The 21,858-nt window shown below is 46.0% G+C and carries 17 protein-coding genes; 12 read left to right on the top strand and 5 right to left on the bottom strand.

Features of this window, described 5'->3' with window-relative positions:
* Window positions 1–28: 28 nt before the first annotated feature.
* From recC to LO777_RS20020, 6 genes are all read left to right on the top strand, one after another.
* Window positions 29–3,193: an exodeoxyribonuclease V subunit gamma gene (gene recC / locus LO777_RS09110; RefSeq protein WP_228857176.1), complete on the top strand. Its 3,165-nt coding sequence runs from the start codon at window positions 29–31 to the stop codon at window positions 3,191–3,193.
* Window positions 3,186–6,725, top strand: a complete 3,540-nt coding sequence (recB, locus tag LO777_RS09105; protein WP_228857175.1) for an exodeoxyribonuclease V subunit beta — start codon at window positions 3,186–3,188, stop codon at window positions 6,723–6,725. The genes recC and recB overlap by 8 nt, the downstream gene beginning before the upstream one ends.
* Window positions 6,715–8,376, top strand: coding sequence for an exodeoxyribonuclease V subunit alpha (gene recD, locus LO777_RS09100; RefSeq protein ID WP_228857174.1), 1,662 nt, complete (start codon window positions 6,715–6,717; stop codon window positions 8,374–8,376). Before recB ends, recD begins: the two co-directional genes overlap by 11 nt.
* A gap of 241 nt (window positions 8,377–8,617) precedes the next feature.
* Window positions 8,618–9,244, top strand: a complete 627-nt coding sequence (locus tag LO777_RS09095) for a hypothetical protein (protein WP_228857173.1) — start codon at window positions 8,618–8,620, stop codon at window positions 9,242–9,244.
* Window positions 9,241–9,924, top strand: coding sequence for an HAD family hydrolase (locus LO777_RS09090; protein WP_268907536.1), 684 nt, complete (start codon window positions 9,241–9,243; stop codon window positions 9,922–9,924). The genes LO777_RS09095 and LO777_RS09090 overlap by 4 nt, the downstream gene beginning before the upstream one ends.
* The gene (locus tag LO777_RS20020) at window positions 9,921–10,136 is read left to right on the top strand and encodes an HAD family hydrolase (RefSeq protein ID WP_407929105.1); all 216 of its coding nucleotides are present in this window, start codon (window positions 9,921–9,923) and stop codon (window positions 10,134–10,136) included. The genes LO777_RS09090 and LO777_RS20020 overlap by 4 nt, the downstream gene beginning before the upstream one ends.
* Here the strand turns inward: LO777_RS20020 and LO777_RS09085 are convergent, their stop codons facing one another.
* Both LO777_RS09085 and LO777_RS09080 read right to left on the bottom strand, forming a co-directional pair.
* On the bottom strand, window positions 10,137–10,421 hold the full coding sequence (locus LO777_RS09085) for a hypothetical protein (RefSeq protein WP_228857172.1): 285 nt from the start codon (window positions 10,419–10,421) through the stop codon (window positions 10,137–10,139).
* A 104-nt stretch (window positions 10,422–10,525) separates the two neighbouring features.
* Window positions 10,526–11,185 (bottom strand): hypothetical protein, encoded by a 660-nt coding sequence (locus LO777_RS09080; RefSeq protein ID WP_228857171.1) that lies wholly within the window; start codon window positions 11,183–11,185, stop codon window positions 10,526–10,528.
* A gap of 577 nt (window positions 11,186–11,762) precedes the next feature.
* On the opposite strand from LO777_RS09080, the gene LO777_RS09075 reads away from it, so the two are divergent.
* The 3 genes from LO777_RS09075 (at window position 11,763) to LO777_RS09065 (ending at window position 14,581) form a co-directional block, all read left to right on the top strand.
* On the top strand, window positions 11,763–12,614 hold the full coding sequence (locus LO777_RS09075; RefSeq protein ID WP_228857170.1) for a dynamin family protein: 852 nt from the start codon (window positions 11,763–11,765) through the stop codon (window positions 12,612–12,614).
* A complete protein-coding gene (locus LO777_RS09070) occupies window positions 12,545–13,108 on the top strand; it encodes a hypothetical protein (protein WP_228857169.1) in 564 nt (187 codons plus the stop codon). The genes LO777_RS09075 and LO777_RS09070 overlap by 70 nt, the downstream gene beginning before the upstream one ends.
* 189 nt (window positions 13,109–13,297) lie before the next feature.
* Window positions 13,298–14,581, top strand: a complete 1,284-nt coding sequence (locus LO777_RS09065; RefSeq protein ID WP_228857168.1) for an erythromycin esterase family protein — start codon at window positions 13,298–13,300, stop codon at window positions 14,579–14,581.
* Here LO777_RS09065 and LO777_RS09060 read toward each other — a convergent pair.
* From LO777_RS09060 to LO777_RS09050, 3 genes are all read right to left on the bottom strand, one after another.
* A complete protein-coding gene (locus tag LO777_RS09060; protein ID WP_228857167.1) occupies window positions 14,555–16,654 on the bottom strand; it encodes an aspartyl protease family protein in 2,100 nt (699 codons plus the stop codon). The two genes, LO777_RS09065 and LO777_RS09060, sit on opposite strands and share 27 nt — an antisense overlap.
* 137 nt (window positions 16,655–16,791) lie before the next feature.
* Window positions 16,792–17,394: an OmpA family protein gene (locus tag LO777_RS20585; RefSeq protein ID WP_329955702.1), complete on the bottom strand. Its 603-nt coding sequence runs from the start codon at window positions 17,392–17,394 to the stop codon at window positions 16,792–16,794.
* A gap of 61 nt (window positions 17,395–17,455) precedes the next feature.
* Window positions 17,456–17,944: a FecR family protein gene (locus LO777_RS09050; protein WP_228857166.1), complete on the bottom strand. Its 489-nt coding sequence runs from the start codon at window positions 17,942–17,944 to the stop codon at window positions 17,456–17,458.
* A gap of 354 nt (window positions 17,945–18,298) precedes the next feature.
* Here LO777_RS09050 and LO777_RS09045 point away from each other — a divergent pair, with 354 nt between their 5' ends.
* The 3 genes from LO777_RS09045 to LO777_RS09035 all read left to right on the top strand — a co-directional run bounded on the left by LO777_RS09045 (window position 18,299) and on the right by LO777_RS09035 (window position 21,856).
* Window positions 18,299–18,868, top strand: coding sequence for a peroxiredoxin-like family protein (locus tag LO777_RS09045; RefSeq protein ID WP_241392847.1), 570 nt, complete (start codon window positions 18,299–18,301; stop codon window positions 18,866–18,868).
* A gap of 225 nt (window positions 18,869–19,093) precedes the next feature.
* On the top strand, window positions 19,094–20,122 hold the full coding sequence (locus LO777_RS09040) for an amino acid ABC transporter substrate-binding protein (protein ID WP_228857164.1): 1,029 nt from the start codon (window positions 19,094–19,096) through the stop codon (window positions 20,120–20,122).
* Between the two features lie 552 nt (window positions 20,123–20,674).
* Window positions 20,675–21,856 (top strand): amino acid ABC transporter permease, encoded by a 1,182-nt coding sequence (locus LO777_RS09035; RefSeq protein ID WP_228857163.1) that lies wholly within the window; start codon window positions 20,675–20,677, stop codon window positions 21,854–21,856.
* The last annotated feature ends 2 nt before the right edge of the window (window positions 21,857–21,858 follow it).

Here is a 21,858-nt window from a genome sequence, read left to right as displayed (position 1 = left end):
TTGAGTAATTGCCAAGTATACTGATTTTATGTTTTATCTGCATACTTCCAACAGGACGGAAAACCTGCTGCATCATCTTGGAGCTGTGATTGAAGCTGATGATCAGCGGACTGTTTTCGATCGGGAAATATTTCTTATCCAGAGTCAGGGGATGGAACGGATGATCTGCCAGTTTCTGGCGGACACTTTCAAAGTTTTCTGCAATTTTCAGTTTCTTTTTCCCCTTCATTTCCTTGAAACCATTGCAGGACAATTGGGACTGCAGTCAGGTTTTGATGGATACGACCGGCAGGTTTTCGCCTGGAGACTTGAAGCCGGGCTACGTAATGCGGACAGCGATGTTTTTCAGGAATTGAGGACATTCATGTCAGGAACCAGGGCCGGGCTGAAACGATTTCAATTAGCCCGAAGACTGGCCAATATCTTTGACCAGTATCAGATCATGCGTCCTGAAATGCTCGAATCCTGGGCTGTGGGAAAAACGGTAACTGGAAATAACTCTGAAAAATGGCAGATGCTGCTCTGGCAGAAACTGCAGGAAGATCCCGATGCAGGGGAACACCGGGGAGTACTGTTCAAACGTGTTATAGATGCATTGCAGCAAAATCAATCTGTCGGAAAGATACTGCCGCGCCGTGTTTCGGTCTTTGGTTTAAATACCATGCCGCCCATTTTTCTTGAATTTTTAAACTGTCTGGCCGGTCACAGTGATGTTCATCTGTTCATTCTTTCCCCCTGTAGACAGTATTGGGGTGATGCCGCAGGCAGGCGGAGTGAACTTGTCAGAAGAGTGCAGGGGACCACCGGGAATATAAAAAAAAGCATTGGAACGGAAACGGATCATCCGCTCTTGGCCGGTTTGGGTCAGCAGGGAAGGGATTTCCAGCAGATGATGGTGGAGCGCGTTGATTTCCAGTTGGAATTTGAAAGTTACGAGGATCCTCTGGAGACAATTGAGGGGGAAACTGTTCTGGCAAGAGTCCAATCGGATCTTCTCCAGGGATCGATCGCTCCTGTAAAAGAAAAAGAAAGTCTGGATCATGATGATTCCATTTGCCTTGTTTCATGTCATTCGGCCTATCGTGAGACAGCCGTTCTCAAGGATTATATTCTCCACCGGCTGCATACGGATGACAGCCTGCAGCTGCGGGACATCATTGTCATGGCTCCCGATATTGAGCAGTATGCGGCTTTTATCCCTGCTGTTTTTGATGATATCCAACATTCCATTGCTGATTTTTCACTTCAGAGAAAAAACCGTTATATCAGGGCATTTTCAGATTTCCTGAAACTTTTTCGCGGCAGTTTCGGCTGGCTTGAGGTACTGGATCTGCTCAGACAGCCAGTGGTATTTCCCGCTTTCGGACTGACAGCTGCAGATCTTGAATGCCTGGAGAGCTGGGTCGTGGACGGGGGAGTGCGCCGGGGACTTGCAAAAAAAGGAGAGGCAGGGGAGAAAGTGAGCTGGAAGGCCGGACTGGAGCGGTTTCTTGTGGGATATTGTGCATCGTCCGAGTGCTTTGTGGATGGGATCCTGCCTTTTGACAATATCGAAGGGAGCGGTGGTGCTGTCCTGGGAGGGCTCTGTGAGTTTATTGATATCATAGAAGAAAGTGCGGTTCACTTTCAACAGGAGCATACCCTGTCCCGATGGTCTGAGATTCTTTCAGGTAGTATGGAGAGACTTTTTGATGGTGGCGAACAGCGTGATTATCTTGAGCTTCATTCGCTTCTGACCGATCTGGGAGCTATCCACGGGAACTATCATGGTAACCCGATTTCATGTGATGTTATTTTGGAGTGGTTTACCGGTGTTGTCCGGGAGAGCCGGTCCAGTTCCGGGTTCCTCAGGGGGCAGCTTACCTTCTGTTCCATGTTACCCATGCGTTCCGTTCCCTTTCGGGTCATCTGTCTGCTGGGGTTGAATGATGGTGATTTTCCCCGGATGGACCATCGGCCTGCTTTTGATCTGATGGCGGATCATTTCAAGGTCGGGGATCGTTCCGTAAGGGTGGATGACCGCTACCAGTTTCTGGAAGCAATATTGGCTGCCCGCTCTCATCTTTATCTCAGTTTCGTGGGGCAGTCCATACGTACCAACGAGAAAATCCCTCCTTCTGTAGTGGTGAGTGAACTGATGGAGCTGCTCAAAAAATATTATGGAGCGGAGAATAGTGTAATTGAACATCCCCTGCATCCCTTCAGCTCCCGTTATTTTAAAAAGAATGGGGAAGATAGAAAACTGTTCAGCTATGATTCCCACAGTTTCAACATCGCCTTGAACCTGACCTCTGGCGTTCTTCCTTCAAAGTCCTGGTGGGAGGGAAAAATAAATGAAGAGGTAGTACGGATAGAGTTGGGTGAACTTCTCAGCTTTTATCGCAATCCCCAGATATGGTTCCTGCATAATATCCTTGGGTTAAGGTTGGATAACGGCGGGAGAAAACTCCCGGAGGAGCATGAACTCTTTCGTCCGGAGGGACTAGATCAATACCATGTTGAACAGCGACTGGTTAAACATCTCCTTTCCGGGGAGGATGATCGGGAGTTTGATAAGAGATTGAGGATGAGAGGACTCTGGCCCCTCGGGGAACCTGGATCTTTACAATACAGGCAGAAACTCAAAGAGATACAGCAATTTGTAGAGCAGGTGTCTTCATTTGACGTGGGGGAATCGCTGGGTGAAGAACCGTTTTGTCTTCAGGTTGGTCAATACAGCTTTACCGGGACCTTTGCAAATCGTCACGAGAAGGGAGTGCTGCTTTTCAGGTATGCAAAATTGAAAGGAAAAGATCTGCTGGCAGCTTGGCTCCATCATGTTACCGCCCAAAGACTTTTTGGCAGAAGCACGACCATACTCGTGGCTTCCGACCAGGTCTGTCATTATTCTCCGGATTGCACAGGGCCTTCACTGGAACATCTGCTGGATGTCTTTGTCGAAGGGTGCCATAGACCATCGAGGTTTTTTATTGAACCTTCATTTGTCTACTGCAGACAGGCAGGAAAGACCAGAGCAAAGGTTTCTCCCCTGGAAAAGGCCCGGCAGAATGTGAGGAGTTCTTTAGATAACGGGTATGAGCCTGCCTGGCAACAGTTGTTTGGGGATGAAGGTGAACTGATGCTTGATGCAGAATTTGAAAAATACTGTCATGAAATAATGGCGCCGGTCATGCAGGGGTGCACAGATGGTTGAACCACGTATTTTTGACCCGGTTCATTCTCCTCTGAAGAGGGGTGTCAATCTGGTGGAGGCCAGTGCCGGGACAGGTAAGACTTATGCCATTGCCATGCTCGTTCTGCGGGCGGTGGTTGAGCTTGAAATGACCATTGATCGCATTCTGGTTGTCACATTTACCAGGGCAGCGGCGGAAGAGCTGCGGGGCAGGATTCGTAGCCGTCTTGTTGAGGGGAGGGATATACTCAACACTACACAGGCGGGAACTGCGGACACAGAATTATTTGATGAGGTTCTGGTGCAATGGGCGGCAACTGTCAGGGATAAGGATAGGGCCCTGGGGCTCCTGGAACTGGCGCTTTTCGATATTGATCGTGCCGGTATCTTTACGATCCATGGTTTCTGCCAGAGAATGCTTGCGGACTATGCCATGGAGAGTGGCCAGCTGTTTGATATGGAACTCCTGGCTGATGTGGATTCAGTCCGAAAAGAGATGGTTGACGATTTCTGGCGAAAAAATGTTTATCCCCTGGATTCTCTATCCTGTGCTTTGCTGCTGGATTCGTTTGCCGACCCTGAACAGCTGTTGGACAGTGTCTGTGGTGCTACGGGGAAAGGATTTCGTGTGGAGCCGGAGGCGCCGGACCTGGACGAGAGTATTCACACTCTTACGGAGGCCCACCGGAAAATGGCTCGCTGGTGGCGGAAAAAGAAGTCGGAACTGTTTCACCAGCTGCTGCCGTTGGTTGAGAATGGAGGTTTTAAAAAAGCGTTTGTTGATTCCTTTGAGAAGTGGTGGAAAGAATCAGACGATTTTTTTATACAGGGTACACCCGTATCAGTGCCAGATCTTGTTTTTCTGAAAAAGGAAGAGCTGCTGAATAAATTAAACGGAAGGAAATACCGTACTCCCCAAAAAAAGGAAGCAGTGGCTGAAGAGTGGAGTCTGCCTGGAGAGATACTTGACACTTTGCTGGGGGCTATGGAGCAGCTGCTTCTTTCTTTTCGCGTAAAACTTGCCCGGGAACTGAGGGACGGAATTGTCTTTCGACTGGACAGATTGGGATTGCTTTCCTTTGATGATCTCATTGACCGCCTGGCAGCAGCCCTGGGGGAGAATGAGAGTGGCTTGCGGAGGGTGATCCGTCGACGGTTCACCATGGCACTTATTGATGAATTTCAGGATACAGACAGCAGCCAGTGGACCGTTTTTTCATCTCTTTTCGCAGTTGCCGGTCATTATCTCTATCTCATTGGAGACCCGAAACAATCCATATACCGGTTTCGTGGTGCCGATATCCACTCCTATTTTCTCGCCAGGGAAAGAGCCGAACATCACCTGACCCTGGATAAGAATTTCCGATCCCATCCCTTTCTTGTGGAGGAGGTCAATCGTATTTTTTCTGGTCGTGACAAACCGTTTCTTCTGGAGAAGAAGTATATCGAGTTCTTGCCGGTCAAATCAGGTGTGGAAGCCGATTTGGCGCCAGGTAAGCTTCCTGCTGGGCTCTTCTACTGTATGCTTCCGGAAAATTCGGATTCTGCTGACGGCAGCTGGTCAAGCAGTAAGGCGGGACAGCATTTTCTTGGCTATATCAGGGCCGAGATTATCAGCCTTCTTGAGGGAGATACAGAGATTCGCCTGAAGAACGGGAAAGAACGGAAACTGCTTCCGAAAGATATTGCCATCCTTGTGCGCAGCAACCGGCAGGCTCGGGGCAGTTTGGAGGAATTGACACAGGCAGGGATTCCCGCCGTTATTTCGTCGAGCAGATCCGTCTATGAAAGTATTGAGTGTCGGGAACTGCTCACCCTTCTGGAAGCTGTAGCTGCTCCGGGAGATATTACTCTTGTGAAAAAAGCCATGGCTCTTCGCTGGTTCGGTTTCAGCGGAGACGAACTGTATCGATTGTGGAATGATGAGCCTCGTTTCAGTGGCTGGCATGACCGTTTTCTCAAGTATAACGAATTATGGCAGAATTCCGGGTTCCTGGTAATGATGAACAGGCTGATTGTGGATGAGGATGTCTATATTGCACTGACGGCCGAAAAGGGTGGAGAGAGGACGGTAACCAATATACAGCATCTGCTTGAAATTGTGCAGGAACTGGAGAGCGTCGAGCATCTGCAGATGGGTCAGATTCTGCTCCGGTTGAAGAGAATGATGGATTCGACAGCAAAATCTGAGGATGGGGAGTTGCGGCTGGAAACGGATGCAGAGGCTGTTCGAATCATTACCATGCACAGTGCAAAGGGTCTGGAATTTCCCATAGTCTTCTGTCCATGGCTCTGGTACAAGACTACTGGCTGGAGAAACAATCAGCCGTGTGTGCTTGCCAGGGACAGCAATGGAAAACCGCTTCTTGATCTGGGCTCTGAAAAATTTATGGAGAGAAGGGAGCAGGTTTTATATGAAGAAATGGCCGAAGAACTTCGACTGCTTTACGTGACCTTGACCAGGGCCACAATTCGCAGCTATGTAATGTGGGCAGATGTGAAAAAAGGGAGAAGTGTTAACGATTCTTTTGAGTCAGCCCTTGGTTACCTTCTTTTTCCCCAGGGAAGGTGTTCAAGTGAAGAGCAGGTCGTGGAACTGGAAAAACGATGCAGACAGGGGGTGAGCTGTCTTGTTGTTCCTTCGGATATACCTGCAGTCTCATGGAAGCCTGCTGTTCAGGGCACAGAGTTGTCAGTGAAGGAAGTTTCTGCAAAAAATCTCCATACGGACTGGCAGATGTCCAGCTATTCCTCCCTGACCGGTCTCAGTGAATATGGCCAGGAACAGAAAACTGAAGGAACCGGGAAAGCGGAGGAGGTTCAGGCTATTCCTGTCCCCGGTCTTCCTGCGGGTCCCCAATTCGGTAATATCGTACACGATATACTGGAAACGATACCCTTCCATGTTCTGACACAACCTGTTGACTGTGCCGGAGAAATTTTAGTTATCTGCAGGAAATACGGTATTCATCTAGAAGCGGAACTGCTGTACAGACTTCTACAGAACTGTGTGACGACTCCTGTTTGCCCCGGAAACAGGGGAAAGAAGTTTACTCTTGGTTCACTTCCCGAACAGGATCTGCTCAAGGAAATGGAATTCTACTTCCAGATGAGTCGGGTCGACACGCAATTTATCAACAGCGTACTTGCCGGAGAGCCGACAGTCATTCCTCTTGGACGGAAAAAGATGGAAGGATATCTTACCGGTTTGATGGATCTTGTCTGTGAATTTGAAGGCAGGTTTTACATAGTTGACTATAAAACGAATTATCTGGGTGACACCCTGGCCGATTATTGTGGGGAAAAACTGATCCAGGCAATGGCCTCCCATAATTACGGTCTACAGTTCTGGATATACAGTGTCGTTCTGCATCGTTACCTGAAAAATATTGTGCCATCTTACAGTTATCAGGAACATTTTGGTGGTGTTTTTTATCTCTTTGTTCGCGGTATGGTACCGGAAACAGTTAACAGTGGGGTTTTTTTCACGCTGCCGGACAGCAGGAAGATAAAGGTTTTGGAGCGGATTTACGGAGGGGAGTATGAAGGTTGACAGGAAACAGAATCTTCTCGAGCTGCACCTTGCCCGTTTTCTTACAGCCCGCTCACAACTTGCAGGAGAAGAAAAAGTTAAATTCCATGATCTGGTTTTGCGTCTCGGGGAAGTGATGGGTGAGGGGCATACCTGTCTTGAGGTTTCAAGAGAAGAAGAGACTTTTCTTCGTGGAATCTGTCTGGTTGGAGAGCAAAGTGATGGGAAGTTGCCTTTGATACTTTTTCGGGGCAGACTCTACCTGCAGAAATATTTTTTCTATGAATCCAGGCTGGCCTCAAAACTGCGTATGATGGCACAGCGTAAATATATTGCGGGAATAGAAATGGAGAGGTTGCTTGACCTCTATTTTGGCCCGGCCGGAGATGAGAAGGACTGGCAGAGAGAGGCTGCGATGGTTGCAGTTAAAAAAGGGTTGACCATAATTTCAGGAGGTCCGGGAACAGGAAAAACAACTACTATTGTGAAGCTGCTCGCTGTTCTTCTCCAGTTGGGTAATCAGGAAATGGTGATCGGTCTCTGTGCCCCAACAGGAAAGGCGGCCATGCGATTACAGCAGGCGGTAAGAACAGGAGGGGCAGCACTGGGATTGTCACCTGAAATAACTGACAGGATTTCAGGTGAGGCCATGACTCTCCACCGGTTGCTGGGAGTGAAAAAATATTCGTCTGGTTTTCGTCATGATCGAAATAATCTTCTGGTTCATGATCTTCTTGTGGTCGATGAAGCGTCCATGGTTGATCTCGCTTTGATGAGTAAACTGGTGGATGCACTTAAACCGGATTGTCGCCTGGTGTTGTTGGGAGATAAAGATCAACTGGTCTCAGTGGAATCCGGAGCCGTTCTTGCCGATTGCATCAGGAGTCTGCCTGGGAATACGGTCGAACTCAAGAAAACCTGGAGGTTCGAAAGCGGCATCAAGGAATTTGCCCGGGCTATAAACGAGGGAAACAGTGCTTCCGCGTGGGCTGTTCTTGAAGATGAGAATATTGACAATATAACCTTGCTGCAGGGTGATATCGCCAGGTTTGTCGGTAGAAAGTACATAACATACATGGCCGCTATTGCAGGAGTGGGTAACGGTGATGTCCAGTTTGATGCTGTTTTCCGTGCGTTTTCCCGGTTTCAGGTATTGTGTGCTGTCCACTATGGTGAAAAGGGAGTGGAGGGGATTAACCGGCAGGTGGAAAATTCTCTTACGGTATCGGTGGGTTCAGGAACCCCGTATCAGGTTCTGCCGGGGGAATGGTACCCTGGAAGACCAATTATGGTAACACGTAACGATTATACGCTTGGTATATATAATGGTGATATCGGAATATGTCTGCCCGATCCGGCCAGCGGTGATCTGAAAATCTGGTTTGAAGGCAGCGGCGGGAGCTTCATGAGCTGTTTTCCTTCACGTCTTCCACCCCATGAAACAGCTTTTGCCATCACCATACATAAAAGCCAGGGATCAGAATTTGAAGAGGTTCTCCTGGTTCTTCCGGACGGAGAGAACAGGGTTCTCTGCAGAGAACTACTGTATACCGGAGTGACCAGGGCTGGAAAACATGTCACATTGGCCGGCGAAAGAAAGGTTTTCGATTATGGCCTGAGCAGACCGGTTCGTCGTTTCAGCGGCCTCAGGGAGCAGTTAATGTCTTTCTGAATTCTATATTTTGCTCAAAGACATGACTTGGGCAGGATATAAAAATCCATAAGCTGCCGAGCCATATATTCGGTAGTGGTGTTTCGCAAATTATTCTCGACATCCGGATCGACATCGGGTCTACATCCCCTGAAAGACAAGGGATGTAACCCGTTGTCCACTGACAATTCCTCTGGCATCTCATAGGGTATTGACAAAGAGACGCAGTTCAAATTCTTTTCAATATTTTAAGAGGTGCACAATGAAATTAGAAACCAGCGGTAGACATTGTAAGAGGAATTTCGACGAATCCAGAAAGAGTATTCAAATCATTAGATCTCTCTGCGCGGTTTGTTTGCTCACTGTTTTTCTGTTGCCAGCTGCTGCTTCAGCCGCCCGGGAAAAAATAATTCTTGATTTTGATGACAATTATTATCATGCCGGAAGAGGAGAAAAGGCAACCCTGTATCTGCGGCGGGAAGTGAAACAGCAGTATCCGGGGTTTAATCTGAAGAGCATGAATCTGGAAAAAGTGGTACTGGTCGCTAAATCCAGAATGGGATATGGAAGGGCCCAGCTCAGGGTGGGCGAAAATGTGACCAGGGAAAAACGTATTGACGGTAATCCGGATCAATATCATGATAACAGGCGGTTTACTTTTGACAGGGCTGTTTTCCATAATCCTTCAAGAAATAGCAGGGGACGCTGGCAGATACACATGCGGGGGAATTTTGTTGTGCGGAGGGTGATTCTGGTGGTGAATGACTGTAACTGCCGGTGTGATGACCGGGGATACGGTGACTGGGCTTATAGAGGGCGTACATTTGGAACTCGCATGTACACCTGGGAATGGCCGTTTGACGCAAGGAGGAGGTATAATAACCGGTGAAGAACGGTATACTGTCACCAGGCGCTGGAAAAGGGATTTTCGTTGTTGATTTTGACGGAACTCTGCTTCGGGATGATAAAAAAGTGGCCGGTGAAGACAGCAGAGCGCTGGCCACTCTGCGTCAAAACGGTATAATAACGGTGGTTGCCACGGGAAGATCTCTTTATTCCTTCCGCAAAATAATGAATGAACTGGAAAGAGATTCCCAGCCTCGTCTTCCCCTTGATTACGTGATTCTCTCCACCGGTGCCGGAATTATGGATTTCTCCAACAATTCTTTTTTGCAGTCCAGATCTCTGGCCGGCGAGGATATTGTTGAAATTTCCCGGGTACTTGATGAGGCGGGCCTGAATTATATGGTGCATCGCCGGATACCGGAGACACATTATTTTTTATACAGGCTCAATAGATCCAGCTCTGGAAGTGATTTCAGTAATCGGCTTGAGCTGTACAGGGAATTTTCAGAACCTTTCACCTTCGAGCGATTATCCGCTTTTGGTGGGGCAACGGAAATCCTTGTCATTGCCAGGGAGGATCAGGGAGAAGATGTTACTTCTTTTTTGACAGAAAAATTCAAAAACAACAGTGTAATACGAGCGACATCCCCCTGGACCACCGTTCTGTCTGGATCGAAATCTTCGCCCCTGGTGTTTCCAAAAGCAGTGCAGTTTCATGGTTGAGCAGGAAACTGTCTGTCCCCCGCAAACGGGTATGTGGGGTGGGCAATGACTACAATGATCTGGACCTTCTTGACTGGGCTGGTATGGCCTGTCTTGTGGCCAACGGGCCTGAGCATCTTCACAGCAGATATTGTGTTGTTGCCGGGAATAACAGTTGTGGGGTTAAGGAGGCGGCCAACAGATTTTCAGAGGTATTGGTTTTTTTTGATTAATCATTGCCTGCGACCCGACCAGTGTCCTTTTTTCCCGCTGAGGTGTAAAACACCGTGGCTGCCATTACCATCAAAAATACCCTGTCCACCAAATGAACCAGCATGATATATGGAGGTTGTACATGTCTGCAGTTCCGCACTGAGTTGTAGACTGATTTTTCCTGTTGATGGTTCAATCAATCCAAGCATTTTCCCATCTGTAGTTTTAAAATTGCAGTTATTATCTACTGTTCCCTGCCAGGGAAGGCTTATTTCGGGAGCAGGACTGCATGCAGGAATTTCCATTGTACCGACCCATGTTCCGGCAAAAGGACAAGTCGTTTTCTTCTGTTCGTCGATTACTGTATTTTGCTGATCCTGGTCGCTGCTGTTACTACCGTAACTGATTGCTACTCCCCGATGGAGATGGCAAAAACAGTGGCTCCTGCTGCAAGAGTCATGTTGGAAATTCCATGGGGAGGTTCGGCTTCGATTTTTTTTGCAAATACTGTTTTTGCAGAGCTGTGCCCGACAGAGTAGAGACCAGCCATTCTCCCGAATTGCATGGAAGATTGTACCTGGTTGAGGGTGAAATTATCGGAAAAACCTGGTATTGTGGCGTTTGGTCTTGATATTTCAGAGTATATATGAATCTTGTCTGCAGAGGGGCGGGAGATAATCCTGCTGTTTATCACAGGGACAGTGTATTTTTGTGATACGATGAGAAGATCTTTTCTGTTTTTGATGAGAATAAGATATTCAAGTTTTTCACAGTCGGGAGTTGGTGACGGGAGACGGCCAATATATTTTGATCTGACATCGTTTCTCAGGGTAATAAAAAAATAGTTCTTTTCTTTTACTGATTTAAAATAGACCCGTACTGTTTCGATCTGTTCCGTATCATTGGCAACAACAGATAAAAAAATCCTGCTGCCACTGTAGATGGATTTTGGAGGAGTATGTTGAAGTGCTGTTGAACTCCAAAGAGTGGCAGGAAGGCTGAAAAAAACTACAGAAGATAACAGGAAGAGTGAAAAGAAACGATGATACACTGGGTAAATTTTTGGCATACTTTTTCCTTTCCTGGGAATTCTGGTGAAAAAATGTGTAATATTCTACCGCAATGTGCAAAAAAGTGCTATTTAGTGTAACAATAGGACTGATTATAGGGTAAGTATAGATTTATCTGAAAGTTCCACCACCGAAGGTTGTTTTGCCGCAGTTGGGATTTTCATTCGTTATTTGTACCCAGAGGGTATAAATGGCTGCGTCTTAAATCCAGCTATACCGGTTTATCTCAAAATCAACAGCACAGAAGGTGTTTTTGCTGCAGTTGGATTTTATTGGTTTTTGCCTCCAAGGGCATAACTGGCTGAGCTATAAGGTCCAACCTGCTACTTATATAACAAGTAAGAGGTCTAGGGAATCAGAAATAACACGTCATCAGGCTTTACATGTTTCTGGTCCAGTCATACTTAAAACCCGGTGCGTTTGAGAGAATTTATTATTTTTCTGTTTGGTAAGACAGAGAAATTTTGTTAGAAGGATATTCAGTATTCGTGGGTTTTTGTTTTTTTTGTTATCTGAGGAAAAATGGGCGCCAATTAGGCAATGTCGTCAAGATTTAACAAATACTGTGAGTTAGCAATGAATGAAAAAGAACTGCAAAATCAGTTACAGACTAAGGTAAAAAAGAAACTTGCTCCCCTGTTTGCCCGCTATAAAATGGATTTTGCTGGTCTCGAATCGACCATGAAATGGAAACCGGTAGTTCTTGTAATTGGTAACTATTCCTCCGGGAAGTCTACTCTTATTAATGAACTTGTCGGTCAGGATGTCCAGAGAACAGGTCAGGCTCCAACAGATGATTCCTTTACCGTCATCACCTCCGACCCAGGTGTGGAACCCTGCGAAATACCAGGTTCAACCCTGGTCAATGATGCATCCATGCCCTTTGGTAAATTCAAGAAATACGGGGAAAGACTGATTTCCCATATGTGTATGAAGCATATTAACAGTCCGGTTCTGGAGAATATGGCTATTATTGACAGTCCGGGAATGCTTGATGCAACCAGCGAGAAAGATAGGGGTTATGATTACATGGCGGTTCTGGGTGATCTGGCTAAAATGGCTGATCTGATCGTATTGATGTTTGATCCCCATAAAGCAGGTACCATCAAGGAATCCTATACTGCCATCAGGAATACCCTGCCTGAAAAATCGGGTGAAGACCGAATTATTTTTGTGATGAGCAGAATTGACGAATGTGACAATCTCAGTGATTTTACCCGTTCATATGGAACACTCTGCTGGAACATGTCACAGATGACAGGCCGTAAAGATATTCCTCATATTTATCTGACATACTCTCCTGAAGCGGCAAATCTGGATAATATCGCCGAAGGATGGCCCAGGAACGGGAAGAACTGGTGGAAAAGATCAATAATGCCCCAGGGTTTCGGATTAATCATATTCTTGAAGATATTGATCGCCAGGTGAATGAGCTGCAGATGGTTGCCGAGGCAATGGCCAATTTCACAGCCAGATGTCAGAGAGTTTCCTGGAAAGTGTCGAAAATTACCGGAGGGATAGCCCTTCTGTTATTCCTGTTTGGTGATGTTCTTCTCAAAAGTCTGATATCTTATCCGGAAAGCACCATGATTACTGCTGTTCGGAACGGCACCTTTTCTCTGGGCAATCTTATTATTCCAATAATTTTTGCCCTGGTTGTTCTTGCAATCGGTGCATTGAGTTTCAGCAAGGTTATTTATCCTCAGATGTTGAAAAGGGCGCTTGCCAATGGAGCTGATCTTGTCCGTATTGATAATGATTACAGGAAAAATCTCTGGAAGAAGCTGGAGACAAAGGTCAGGGAAAATCTCGAAGGTCTTTCTGTAAGGGATATCTGGAGCGGCTATGGTCGTTCTCTGGCCAAAATACAGGGATTTTTGAATGTTGATTTGAAGAGATATTATAATAAAATTGTTAAATAGTTTCGCTGATTACCCCTGAAACTCAATTAGTTATCTCTTCATGGATTTTGATATCGGAAAACAGCTCAGTCTGTTTTCCGATTTTTTTTTGAATCCTGGAACGTTATAAAGCTGTCATTGACCAGGGTAAATAAAAATATAAAACCGATATGGAAACAGGGTTGAATTGAGAATATTCCAGAGGTGTAAATGAAAAAATGGCTGATCTGTATTTTCTGTTTTTGCTGTCTTACTGCCGCTTCTGTCTTTTCTTCAGCAGAAGACTCACTGGAATTACCGGTATTTGCAGTTGATGCCCGGCAGGGGCTGCCTTTTATGTTGGAGAAAATCAAGGGGAAATCCGTTTTTCTCTTGGGAGATGCCAGTCATGGAACTGAGGAATATTATGCTTTCAGAAAGCGTGTGACACGTCATCTGATCAAGGATTTCGGGATACGAGTTCTTATCCTGGAAGCGGAATGGGACAGTGTTGAAAAAATTGATGCCTACATAAATGGATTATTGCCATCCACGATCGGTCCAAGGCAGGCTTTAAGACAGGCTTTTACACACTGGCCTGAGTGGGTCTGGGCCAATGAGGAACTTGTCGAGTTCGTACTCTGGCTGAAAGATTTTAACAGGGATCTTGATCCTGACGATCGCATTCATTGTTACGGTATGGATATGCAACAGGCAGTGGGTGCTTCCCTTGAGTCTCTGTTAAAAGAACTGGACCCGGACAGCCGGGCAGCAAAACTGCTGTCCGATCTTGTTCCCTGGTGGCAGGAATATATGGATGATCCTGAACTCTATAAGAGAAGGATCATGGATGGAACGGAAAAAGCCAACCTGCTGGCTACGGAAATCCTTCAATCACTTGAAAAACCTGAAATCAAGACAAGAAGATTGCTGCAAATGCTCATCGCGGTGGAGGAATATTACAGAACTATGGCAGAAGACCAGTATCATGCATGGAATGTTCGTGCCCGCCATATGGCAGGTTTTGTAAATGACCTGATACATACAAGATCCGGAAAAAAAGGTGTGGTTGTCTGGGCACATAACAATCATGTGGGGGATCGCGACGGTGTGAACCTGGACGATTCCGGTATTACCAACATGGGAAGCCTGCTGCGGGAGATGGTTGGCAGGGAAAAGGTGTTTACCCTGGGAAGTTCCGGATATGGCGGCACTGTTCTCGGAGCAAAAGAATGGGGGCTTGACGTGCAGGTTTTCAGGGTTCCTCCCACCGTTGAAGGGTCTGTTGAATCTTTGCTTAATGGTACTGAATGGGAAAACCCCTTGCTTTTCTGGGCAGATGAAGAGCAGCGGCAGTTGTGGAACAGGCCTTTTCTGCACAGGGGAATCGGTGTCGTATATGATCCTTCAAGCGAGTATCCGGACAACTACTTAATCATCAATGTTTCTCAACGATATGATGCCCTTGTTTTCTGGAAAAAAACACGATCATTGAGGCTTCTGGAAATGCCCTGAATCAGGTGCAACGGGAAACAGGTTTTCCAGTGTCAGTGGCAGCCGTATCTGTTGACCATTGCGGGTTAAGGTGAAAATATGTGTGGTTCCCGCCTCTTCCCGCAAAATATCGCGCAGAGGAAGAACAGCTGTGCCGGAGGATATTTTTCGATCATCAACGTTAACTATGATGTCTCCTGCCTGAAAACCGGCCTTTTGTGCCGGACTACCTGGAGCCACAAAAGAAATCATAGGGTGCCTGAATTCGGACCTGCCGATCAGTATTCCCGATTTATCCCTCGGCGGATGATTCCGGAAATTCTTTCCTTTCATGAAAGTTACCTGTTGATTTTCGTAATCGAGAATAAGATTGAAGTGACGAAGAATATCGTTTCCAAGATTACCGGCAATTTCTCCAAGAGCCGTTGCCCCTTTGCCCCGCTTCAGCGGTATGGAGACAAGTGGATGATCAATATGAAAACCGCCTGTTTCCATGTCGTTAAACTGGACTGTTTTTTCAAAACTGATTCCGGAAATCCCCTGGCTGATAGTTTCTATTCCCCGGCGTTGGAGTAGGTTGTTTTTTTCTGCAAAGGAAAAGTGGATCGAGCTGGTATGGGCTCCCAGATCAAGCGACCAGTCACCCCTGTATCTATGGTCAAGAGTTACAGGTATTGTAAATGTTCTGTATTTGAGAGGTGCTTCAACCACGGTTCCGGTACAGCTGTTACATTGGTAGTGCTCGGGGTCATGGAGGGTGACTGTCTTGTGATCATAGTCAATTTCCACCACAAAGCGAGAGAGAAAATCATAGCCCAGTATTCCGGCAATTTCAGGTTCGTAGCTTTGGGCTGTTAGATTTTTTACCACAAAAACTGTCTGTGGATCAAAAAGAATAGAACCAACACGGTATGTGGGGAGAGTGGCGAATGAAAGAGAAAAAAGATCGCCAAAGCCATGGCCCTTGATCCGGCCGTGTTGTTGCAGTTGGAGTTCTTTCGCGTAATCAGCATCAATAACGGACATGGATGCCCCGCTGTCCAGTACCCAGTAACGTGTACTGACATTATCTGAAAATCGCACTGTTGAAGGTTGCACTGCCGCAGTCGGATTTTTGTTTGCTTGTTGGGTCCGAGCCATTGGATCCGGCCATGCCGGTATAACTGTAACTTCAAGGTAGAGTATGTTTTCAGCAAAAAGAAAAGGAATAACTGCAGAATGCTTTTGTGTGAGAAAGCGGAAATCACGTTTTCGCCGGGGAACAGCGAAAAAATCTTCACTGACAGCAGGGTTTATTGTGTAACGGGAAATTGTTGTCTCTTCCTCCTTTTCCCAGGGAAGGTAGGTGGAAAAATCGTGAAAAGGGATCTGGATTCCCTCTATCCATCGGTAGTCATCGTAGTAAGTGATTACTTCCATATCAGGTTGGCTGGATATGGATTTAACCATCAGCAATGTATTTGTATTAATAAAAAAACGGGAAATATCCCCATTGATTCTGTTGGTCAATACTATTTGATAGCATTCCTGTCCTTTGACAATTGTGTTGGCTTTGAGAGTCAGGGTAAAAACAGGAGAGTGGCGGTCAAGGTGCTCATAGAGTTCAATACGTCTGGCAATTTCCCTGCGTTTTTGGCTCTCATGGTCCTTAATGAGAAGAACCTGTCCATTAGTATCAAGTTGCCAGGAAACCTGACCACTGTCCCCCTCGGTTTGGAAGACAGCATCAAATTTTTCTTCAGTGCGATATTTTAGAGGTCTTTTTTCCCAATGCCTGAATGATCCCTCCATGCCATCCAGACGAATACTCCCTTCACTGTAACTGCTTTTGATACTTTTCAGTTTTTCAAGGCCGCCTATAGCATCATAGTAGGCGAGAAAAATAGTGTAAGGATCTGAAAGGTTATCTGAAAATCCCGACAATAATTGTTGTTTTACCGCAGCCGGATTTTCATTACTTTGTTGTACCCACAGTGGCGTAAATGGACGGGCCTCCTGGGGCAACTGTGCAGGTTCAGGGGGGGCAGCACGGACACAGCCGTAGAAAAGCAGGAGAAGAATACCGAGTGCGAAAACAGAAAAATCCCTGACCATGATATTGTTATCGAGTGTTTGTCCAAAATGGTCTTTTTACCCGATTTCTGCGTCGCTACGATAAATAAAAATGCTCATATATGCATAATATTCCGCGCTTAACTGAATTCGAAGAAAAGCTCATTTCTACGCAGACACTATCGAACCATTACCTCCACTCTGCGGTTTGCCGGTTCGGCGATATTATCGGCCGTGGGAACAAGCAGGTTTCCTTCACCATGGTAAGACATGGTGATATCTTCTTTCTTTATTCCTTTGGAAATTAATATATCATATACTGATTGAGCTCTTTTTTGAGAAAGTGTCCTGTTGTATGCATCATCACCTGTTCTGTCAGTATGACCGATTACCGCTATATCATGAGAATTTCGTTCCTTGATTGCACTGATAATTTTTTCAATCATTTTCAGTGATGAGGAGTTAATTTGAGGTGAATTGGACTCGAAGTAAAGTAGAAAACTTTTTGGCATAAGAGGGTGGACTGCGAGGGCTTCCTGGAAAAGTGCTGTTGTTTCCGCGCTGTCAATATGGACCGGAGCGGGGAGCTCGGTTTCATCGGCATCGGTGATGACAGCCATATCCGGTTGATCAAGAATCACCGAATTGCCGTCAGTGGAATCGATTTTCAGGGCACCCACTGAGCCATTATCGGATTTGCTGAGAACAATAATGTTTTCCTTTGGTGCACAACCAAGAAGGAGAGCAAAAATAGCTAAAATTACGAAAAATTTTATCTTCATAAAATAATACCCCATGCAATCGGATAATCTGGAGATGCAGGTCAGGTCTGCTGCAATTAGTTTATTGTCTGATCAGGCTGCGTCCGCCACCGCCTGAAGGAGCAGAAAATTTTGCCTTGAAATCGGTGCCTTTAAGCATGCTGATTCTGCCGACCGGTGTGTCGAGTTCTACCGCATGGGGAGCAAGTTTCCCTAACAGGCCTGATTGGTATACAAATGTACCTTCCATCATCCGCAGCTTCATGGCATATTCGTTTTTGTCAGGTTTGAACAGGAATTTTTCCATTTTGACTCTGCTGATGGGTCCCATGGAAATCAGAGTGTTGTCCTGCATCAAAATACCGATAGCTCCGTTTGAGCCTGTAATGATTGTATCACTCTGGTATATGATATCACCAGGAAAGGCTGGTGTGGTTTTTCCATTTCTTATGATGGATACCAGCCCTCTGGTTCCCTTTACTGTTCCAACAGTTGTTTCAGCAAAAAGCTGTATAGGAATTAGAGCGCTGAACAGAAAGAGGATACTGCAGGAAAGAAAGAACTGTTTCATGGTATTTCTCCGGTTTGACTTTCCGTAGATGAAGTGTCATTAGTAATACAACATAGGAAGGGAATCAGCAATGGTCAATCAATAATGAGACTGTTTATTCATTAGGTCGGTCCGGAGTCAAATATGGTGCCTTTAATTATCTATGCTTTTCGAAGTTTTCACTGACTTGGATTCGGATGAAAATGCTCATTTCCAGACAAACTAACCAGCATGGCTGGACCAAATTATGGATCACAGCCACAACGAACGATGAAAGTGATGCGATTGCTCATTTTTTTCTTCACTTTCATATAAAATACGGGTGAAAATTCGGTTCCAGTGTTAGTTGGCTGGCTTATTTTACAGGGGAAGAGAATGTCTCAGCTAGAGGGATTGGCAGGAAAAGATCTGCCGGCAGTTGAATTACATGACCTGACCGGTCAGTTAGTAAAAACGGAAGATTGGAAAGGAACATGGACAATTCTGGTTTTTTTGAGGCATCTGGGTTGACTCCCCTGTCTGGGACACCTGATGCAGTTGTATCAGCACAAAGAAGAACTGGAAAAATGGGAATGTCGGGTGGTGACGGTAAGCTTTGAATCTCAGGAAACTGCCGTAAAATACCTGAAAGATACGAAGCTTACCTGGCCGGTTATTCTCGATGAAGAAAAGAAGTTGTATACATATTTTGGCATGGGAAAGGGTACATTCTGGGAGATATGGGGGTACCAGACCTGGCTGGCCTATTTCCGTGAACTTTTACAGGGGCGGTTGCCGAGAAAGAGTAATGGCGATATCCATCAGCAGGGTGGTGATATCATACTGGATCGGAACAACACAGTTCGTTATGTTCATGTGGGACGTGGCCCTGCGGACAGGCCGAATATCAACACCTTGTTGCAACAGGTTCATAATTTATCTGCGTCTGAAGGCAACACGGATTAACAGCAGGTCTGCTATACCGGTATGCATTTTCATGTAGAAATAAAAAAAATCAGCAGGGAAGGAAGAATCATTTGTTTCCGGTCAATAACATCTTGCTAAAAGAGTTGTTTTTATGCTACTTACAGAGGGAAATGTTTCAGGGGGGACAGCTTTGTAACCCTGATTTTTTCGGAGGTGTTTTATAAGTTTCTTTAATAGTTTTATTCATCTTTTCTGGAGGGAAAAATGCGCAATCTCAAGAGCTTGTTTATTGGATGCACCCTGATTTTGTCTTCTGCCAGTCTGGTTTTTGCCGGAAATGGAGATACGCTCAAGGCTGTGAAGGCAAAAGGATATATTCAGGTTGGTGTCAACGGGGATCTTTTCGGGTTCGGTAAAGCCGACCAGAAAGGTGTCTGGAAAGGGCTTGATGTGGATACCGCACGTGCTGTCGCTGTTGCTGTTTTCGGTGATTACAAGGACCATGTCCGCTACACTCCTTTGACCGCCAAGACCAGGTTTACTGCGCTGCAGTCCAAAGAAATTGATCTCCTCTGCCGGAATGCCACCCAGACTCTCGGAAGAGATACAGCTCTCGGTCTTGATTTTGTTCAGGTCAACTACTATGACGGGCAGGGTTTCATGGTTCCAAAGGCTCTTGGAGTGAACAGTGCAAAAGAATTGAGTGGAGCTACTGTCTGTGTTCTTCCCGGAACGACTACCGAGCAAAACGCCGCTGATTTTTTCAGGTCCAATAAAATGGATTGGAAAACCGTTACCATTGAATCAACTGCAGAACTTTCACAGGCCTTTTTTGCAGGGCGTTGCGATGTTATGACTTCCGATGCTTCTCAGTTGGCCGGTATTCGTGCCAGCGCACCGGATCCGGGGAAATATAAAATTCTTCCTGAAATTATTTCCAAAGAACCACTGGCGCCGGCAGTAAGGCATGGTGATAACCAGTGGAAAGATATTGTTAATTACGCTGTTCTGGCCATGATCAATGCCGAGGAACTTGGCATTACTTCTAAAAATGTAGATGAAAAGTTGAAAAGCAATGATCCCAAGGTTCAGCGTTTCCTCGGTGTAACTCCTGGAAATGGTAAAGCTCTTGGGGTAGATGAGAAATTTGCCTACAATATTATCAAAAAAGTAGGAAACTACGGTGAAATTTTTGAGCGTAATGTTGGTGTCAATACTCCGCTGGGAATTGAACGTGGTCTGAATGCCTTATGGACCAACGGCGGCCTGATGTACTCCCCACCTTTTAAATAGTGATTTGATCGAAATCCCGTCCGGCAGAAGAATCCTGTTTCGGCCGGGCGGGATTTTCAGGTTTCCTGGTTGATTTTATCTGAAAATTCCACTGCAGAAGGTATGTAAGTGATCAGGAGCACCGCATATTCGCACGGTCGCGACAGCCCGCATAGTGGGCTATAGCGGCCAGTCACGCCTGTATGAATCTACGGCACCCCTGATCACTTACAGGGATAAGGTAGATGAAAACACAGAGTTATAAATCCTGTGGCCAGTTACGAAGGTGTTACTGTTGCAATTGGGATTTCCATTCGTTTTTTGTACCCTAAAGGTATAGACGGCTGAGTCGTTTGGTTCGCTCGTACCTTTTATTTGAAAGGCCCAAGTGCGATCAAGAGATCTCGTATAGTAGAATTTTCAGATAAATTCAACTTTATGTGTAGTGCTATCTGTCGCGTCAAATCTCTTTTTTAACGACGGATTTTGTCGGCAATTTTAAACGGAATAATTATTATAATTGTTTTCGAGTGAAATTGGAAATTCAGTAAAATAAATACTCAGTGAACCGCAATGGTTGCAAACACGAAAGATTCGGCGGGGAAAACATATTTCTGGAATGACGAGAAAACACGAGGAATTATTTACCAGGTTGTAACTGCTCTTCTGGTGGCCTTTATCGGCTATTATCTGATATCAAATGTCCAGGAAAATATGGCAAAACAATCCATTGCCAGTGGGTTCGATTTTCTTGGCAAGGAAGCTGCCTTTGAAATTGGAGAAAAATCCATAGAGTATACTGCAGCCGACAGTTATGGCCGAGCCCTTGTCGTTGGAGTTATCAATACCCTGAAGGTTTCTCTTATTGGAATGGTGTTGACTACAATTCTCGGGACAATAGTGGGAATCTGCACTCTCTCCTCAAACTGGCTGGTTTCAAAACTTGGTACTGTATACGTGGAGGTTTTTCAGAATATTCCTGTTCTGTTGCAGCTTTTTTTCTTCTATTCGCTTTTCTATGAAGCTTTTCCAGGGCCGCGCCAGGCGCTGACTCCGGTTGCCGGAGTTTTTATTTCCAATCGGGGAATCGACTTTGCCGTTCCGGCGGAACATTATGCCTGGTCCTACATGGGCGCAGCCTTTATGATCGGTTGTGTTATTGCCTTTTTTCAAGCACGCTGGGCACGGAAAAGGCAGGAGAAAACCGGGCAGCAGTTTCCGGCTTTCTGGGTTGGGGTCGGGCTCATGGCTGGTCTCCCGCTGTTGACCTGGCTCGCTTGTGGCGCACCTGTCGCTTTGGATATTCCAGAGCTGAAAGGTTTTAATTTCAAGGGAGGGATGAATATCAGTCCGGAGTTTTCAGCGTTGCTCTTCGGACTTGTCCTCTATACGGCCTCATTTATTGCCCAGATTGTCCGGGCTGGAATCCAGTCTATCAGTCATGGACAGACCGAGGCTGCCATGTCCATCGGGTTGAAGTCCAAACATGTCCTGTCCCTGGTCATTCTTCCCCAGGCCCTGCGTGTAATAGTTCCGCCGCTGACAAGTCAGTTGTTGAATCTGACGAAAAACAGTTCTCTTGCCGTGGCAATAGGTTATCCGGATTTTGTGCAGGTTGCGGGAACAACAATTAATCAGACTGGACAGGCAGTTGAGGGGGTTGCCCTGATGATGCTTGTTTATCTGACCCTCAGTCTCGCGACTTCAGCCTTTATGAACTGGTACAATAAGAAAATAGCAATTATTGAACGGTGACA

The sequence above is a fragment of the Desulfomarina profundi genome, assembly GCF_019703855.1.
Taxonomy (GTDB): domain Bacteria; phylum Desulfobacterota; class Desulfobulbia; order Desulfobulbales; family Desulfocapsaceae; genus Desulfomarina; species Desulfomarina profundi.
Note: the sequence above shows the minus strand (reverse complement) of the source record. Positions and strands in the feature narration are given on the sequence as shown.

Coding starts and splice junctions, on each gene's coding strand:
- recC (WP_228857176.1), top strand. CDS start 29: ATGTTTTATCTGCATACTTCCAACAGGACGGAAAACCTGCTGCATCAT.
- recB (WP_228857175.1), top strand. CDS start 3,186: ATGGTTGAACCACGTATTTTTGACCCGGTTCATTCTCCTCTGAAGAGG.
- recD (WP_228857174.1), top strand. CDS start 6,715: ATGAAGGTTGACAGGAAACAGAATCTTCTCGAGCTGCACCTTGCCCGT.
- LO777_RS09095 (WP_228857173.1), top strand. CDS start 8,618: ATGAAATTAGAAACCAGCGGTAGACATTGTAAGAGGAATTTCGACGAA.
- LO777_RS09085 (WP_228857172.1), bottom strand. CDS start 10,421: ATGGAAATTCCTGCATGCAGTCCTGCTCCCGAAATAAGCCTTCCCTGG.
- LO777_RS09080 (WP_228857171.1), bottom strand. CDS start 11,185: ATGCCAAAAATTTACCCAGTGTATCATCGTTTCTTTTCACTCTTCCTG.
- LO777_RS09075 (WP_228857170.1), top strand. CDS start 11,763: ATGAATGAAAAAGAACTGCAAAATCAGTTACAGACTAAGGTAAAAAAG.
- LO777_RS09065 (WP_228857168.1), top strand. CDS start 13,298: ATGAAAAAATGGCTGATCTGTATTTTCTGTTTTTGCTGTCTTACTGCC.
- LO777_RS09060 (WP_228857167.1), bottom strand. CDS start 16,654: ATGGTCAGGGATTTTTCTGTTTTCGCACTCGGTATTCTTCTCCTGCTT.
- LO777_RS20585 (WP_329955702.1), bottom strand. CDS start 17,394: ATGAAGATAAAATTTTTCGTAATTTTAGCTATTTTTGCTCTCCTTCTT.
- LO777_RS09050 (WP_228857166.1), bottom strand. CDS start 17,944: ATGAAACAGTTCTTTCTTTCCTGCAGTATCCTCTTTCTGTTCAGCGCT.
- LO777_RS09040 (WP_228857164.1), top strand. CDS start 19,094: ATGCGCAATCTCAAGAGCTTGTTTATTGGATGCACCCTGATTTTGTCT.
- LO777_RS09035 (WP_228857163.1), top strand. CDS start 20,675: ATGGTTGCAAACACGAAAGATTCGGCGGGGAAAACATATTTCTGGAAT.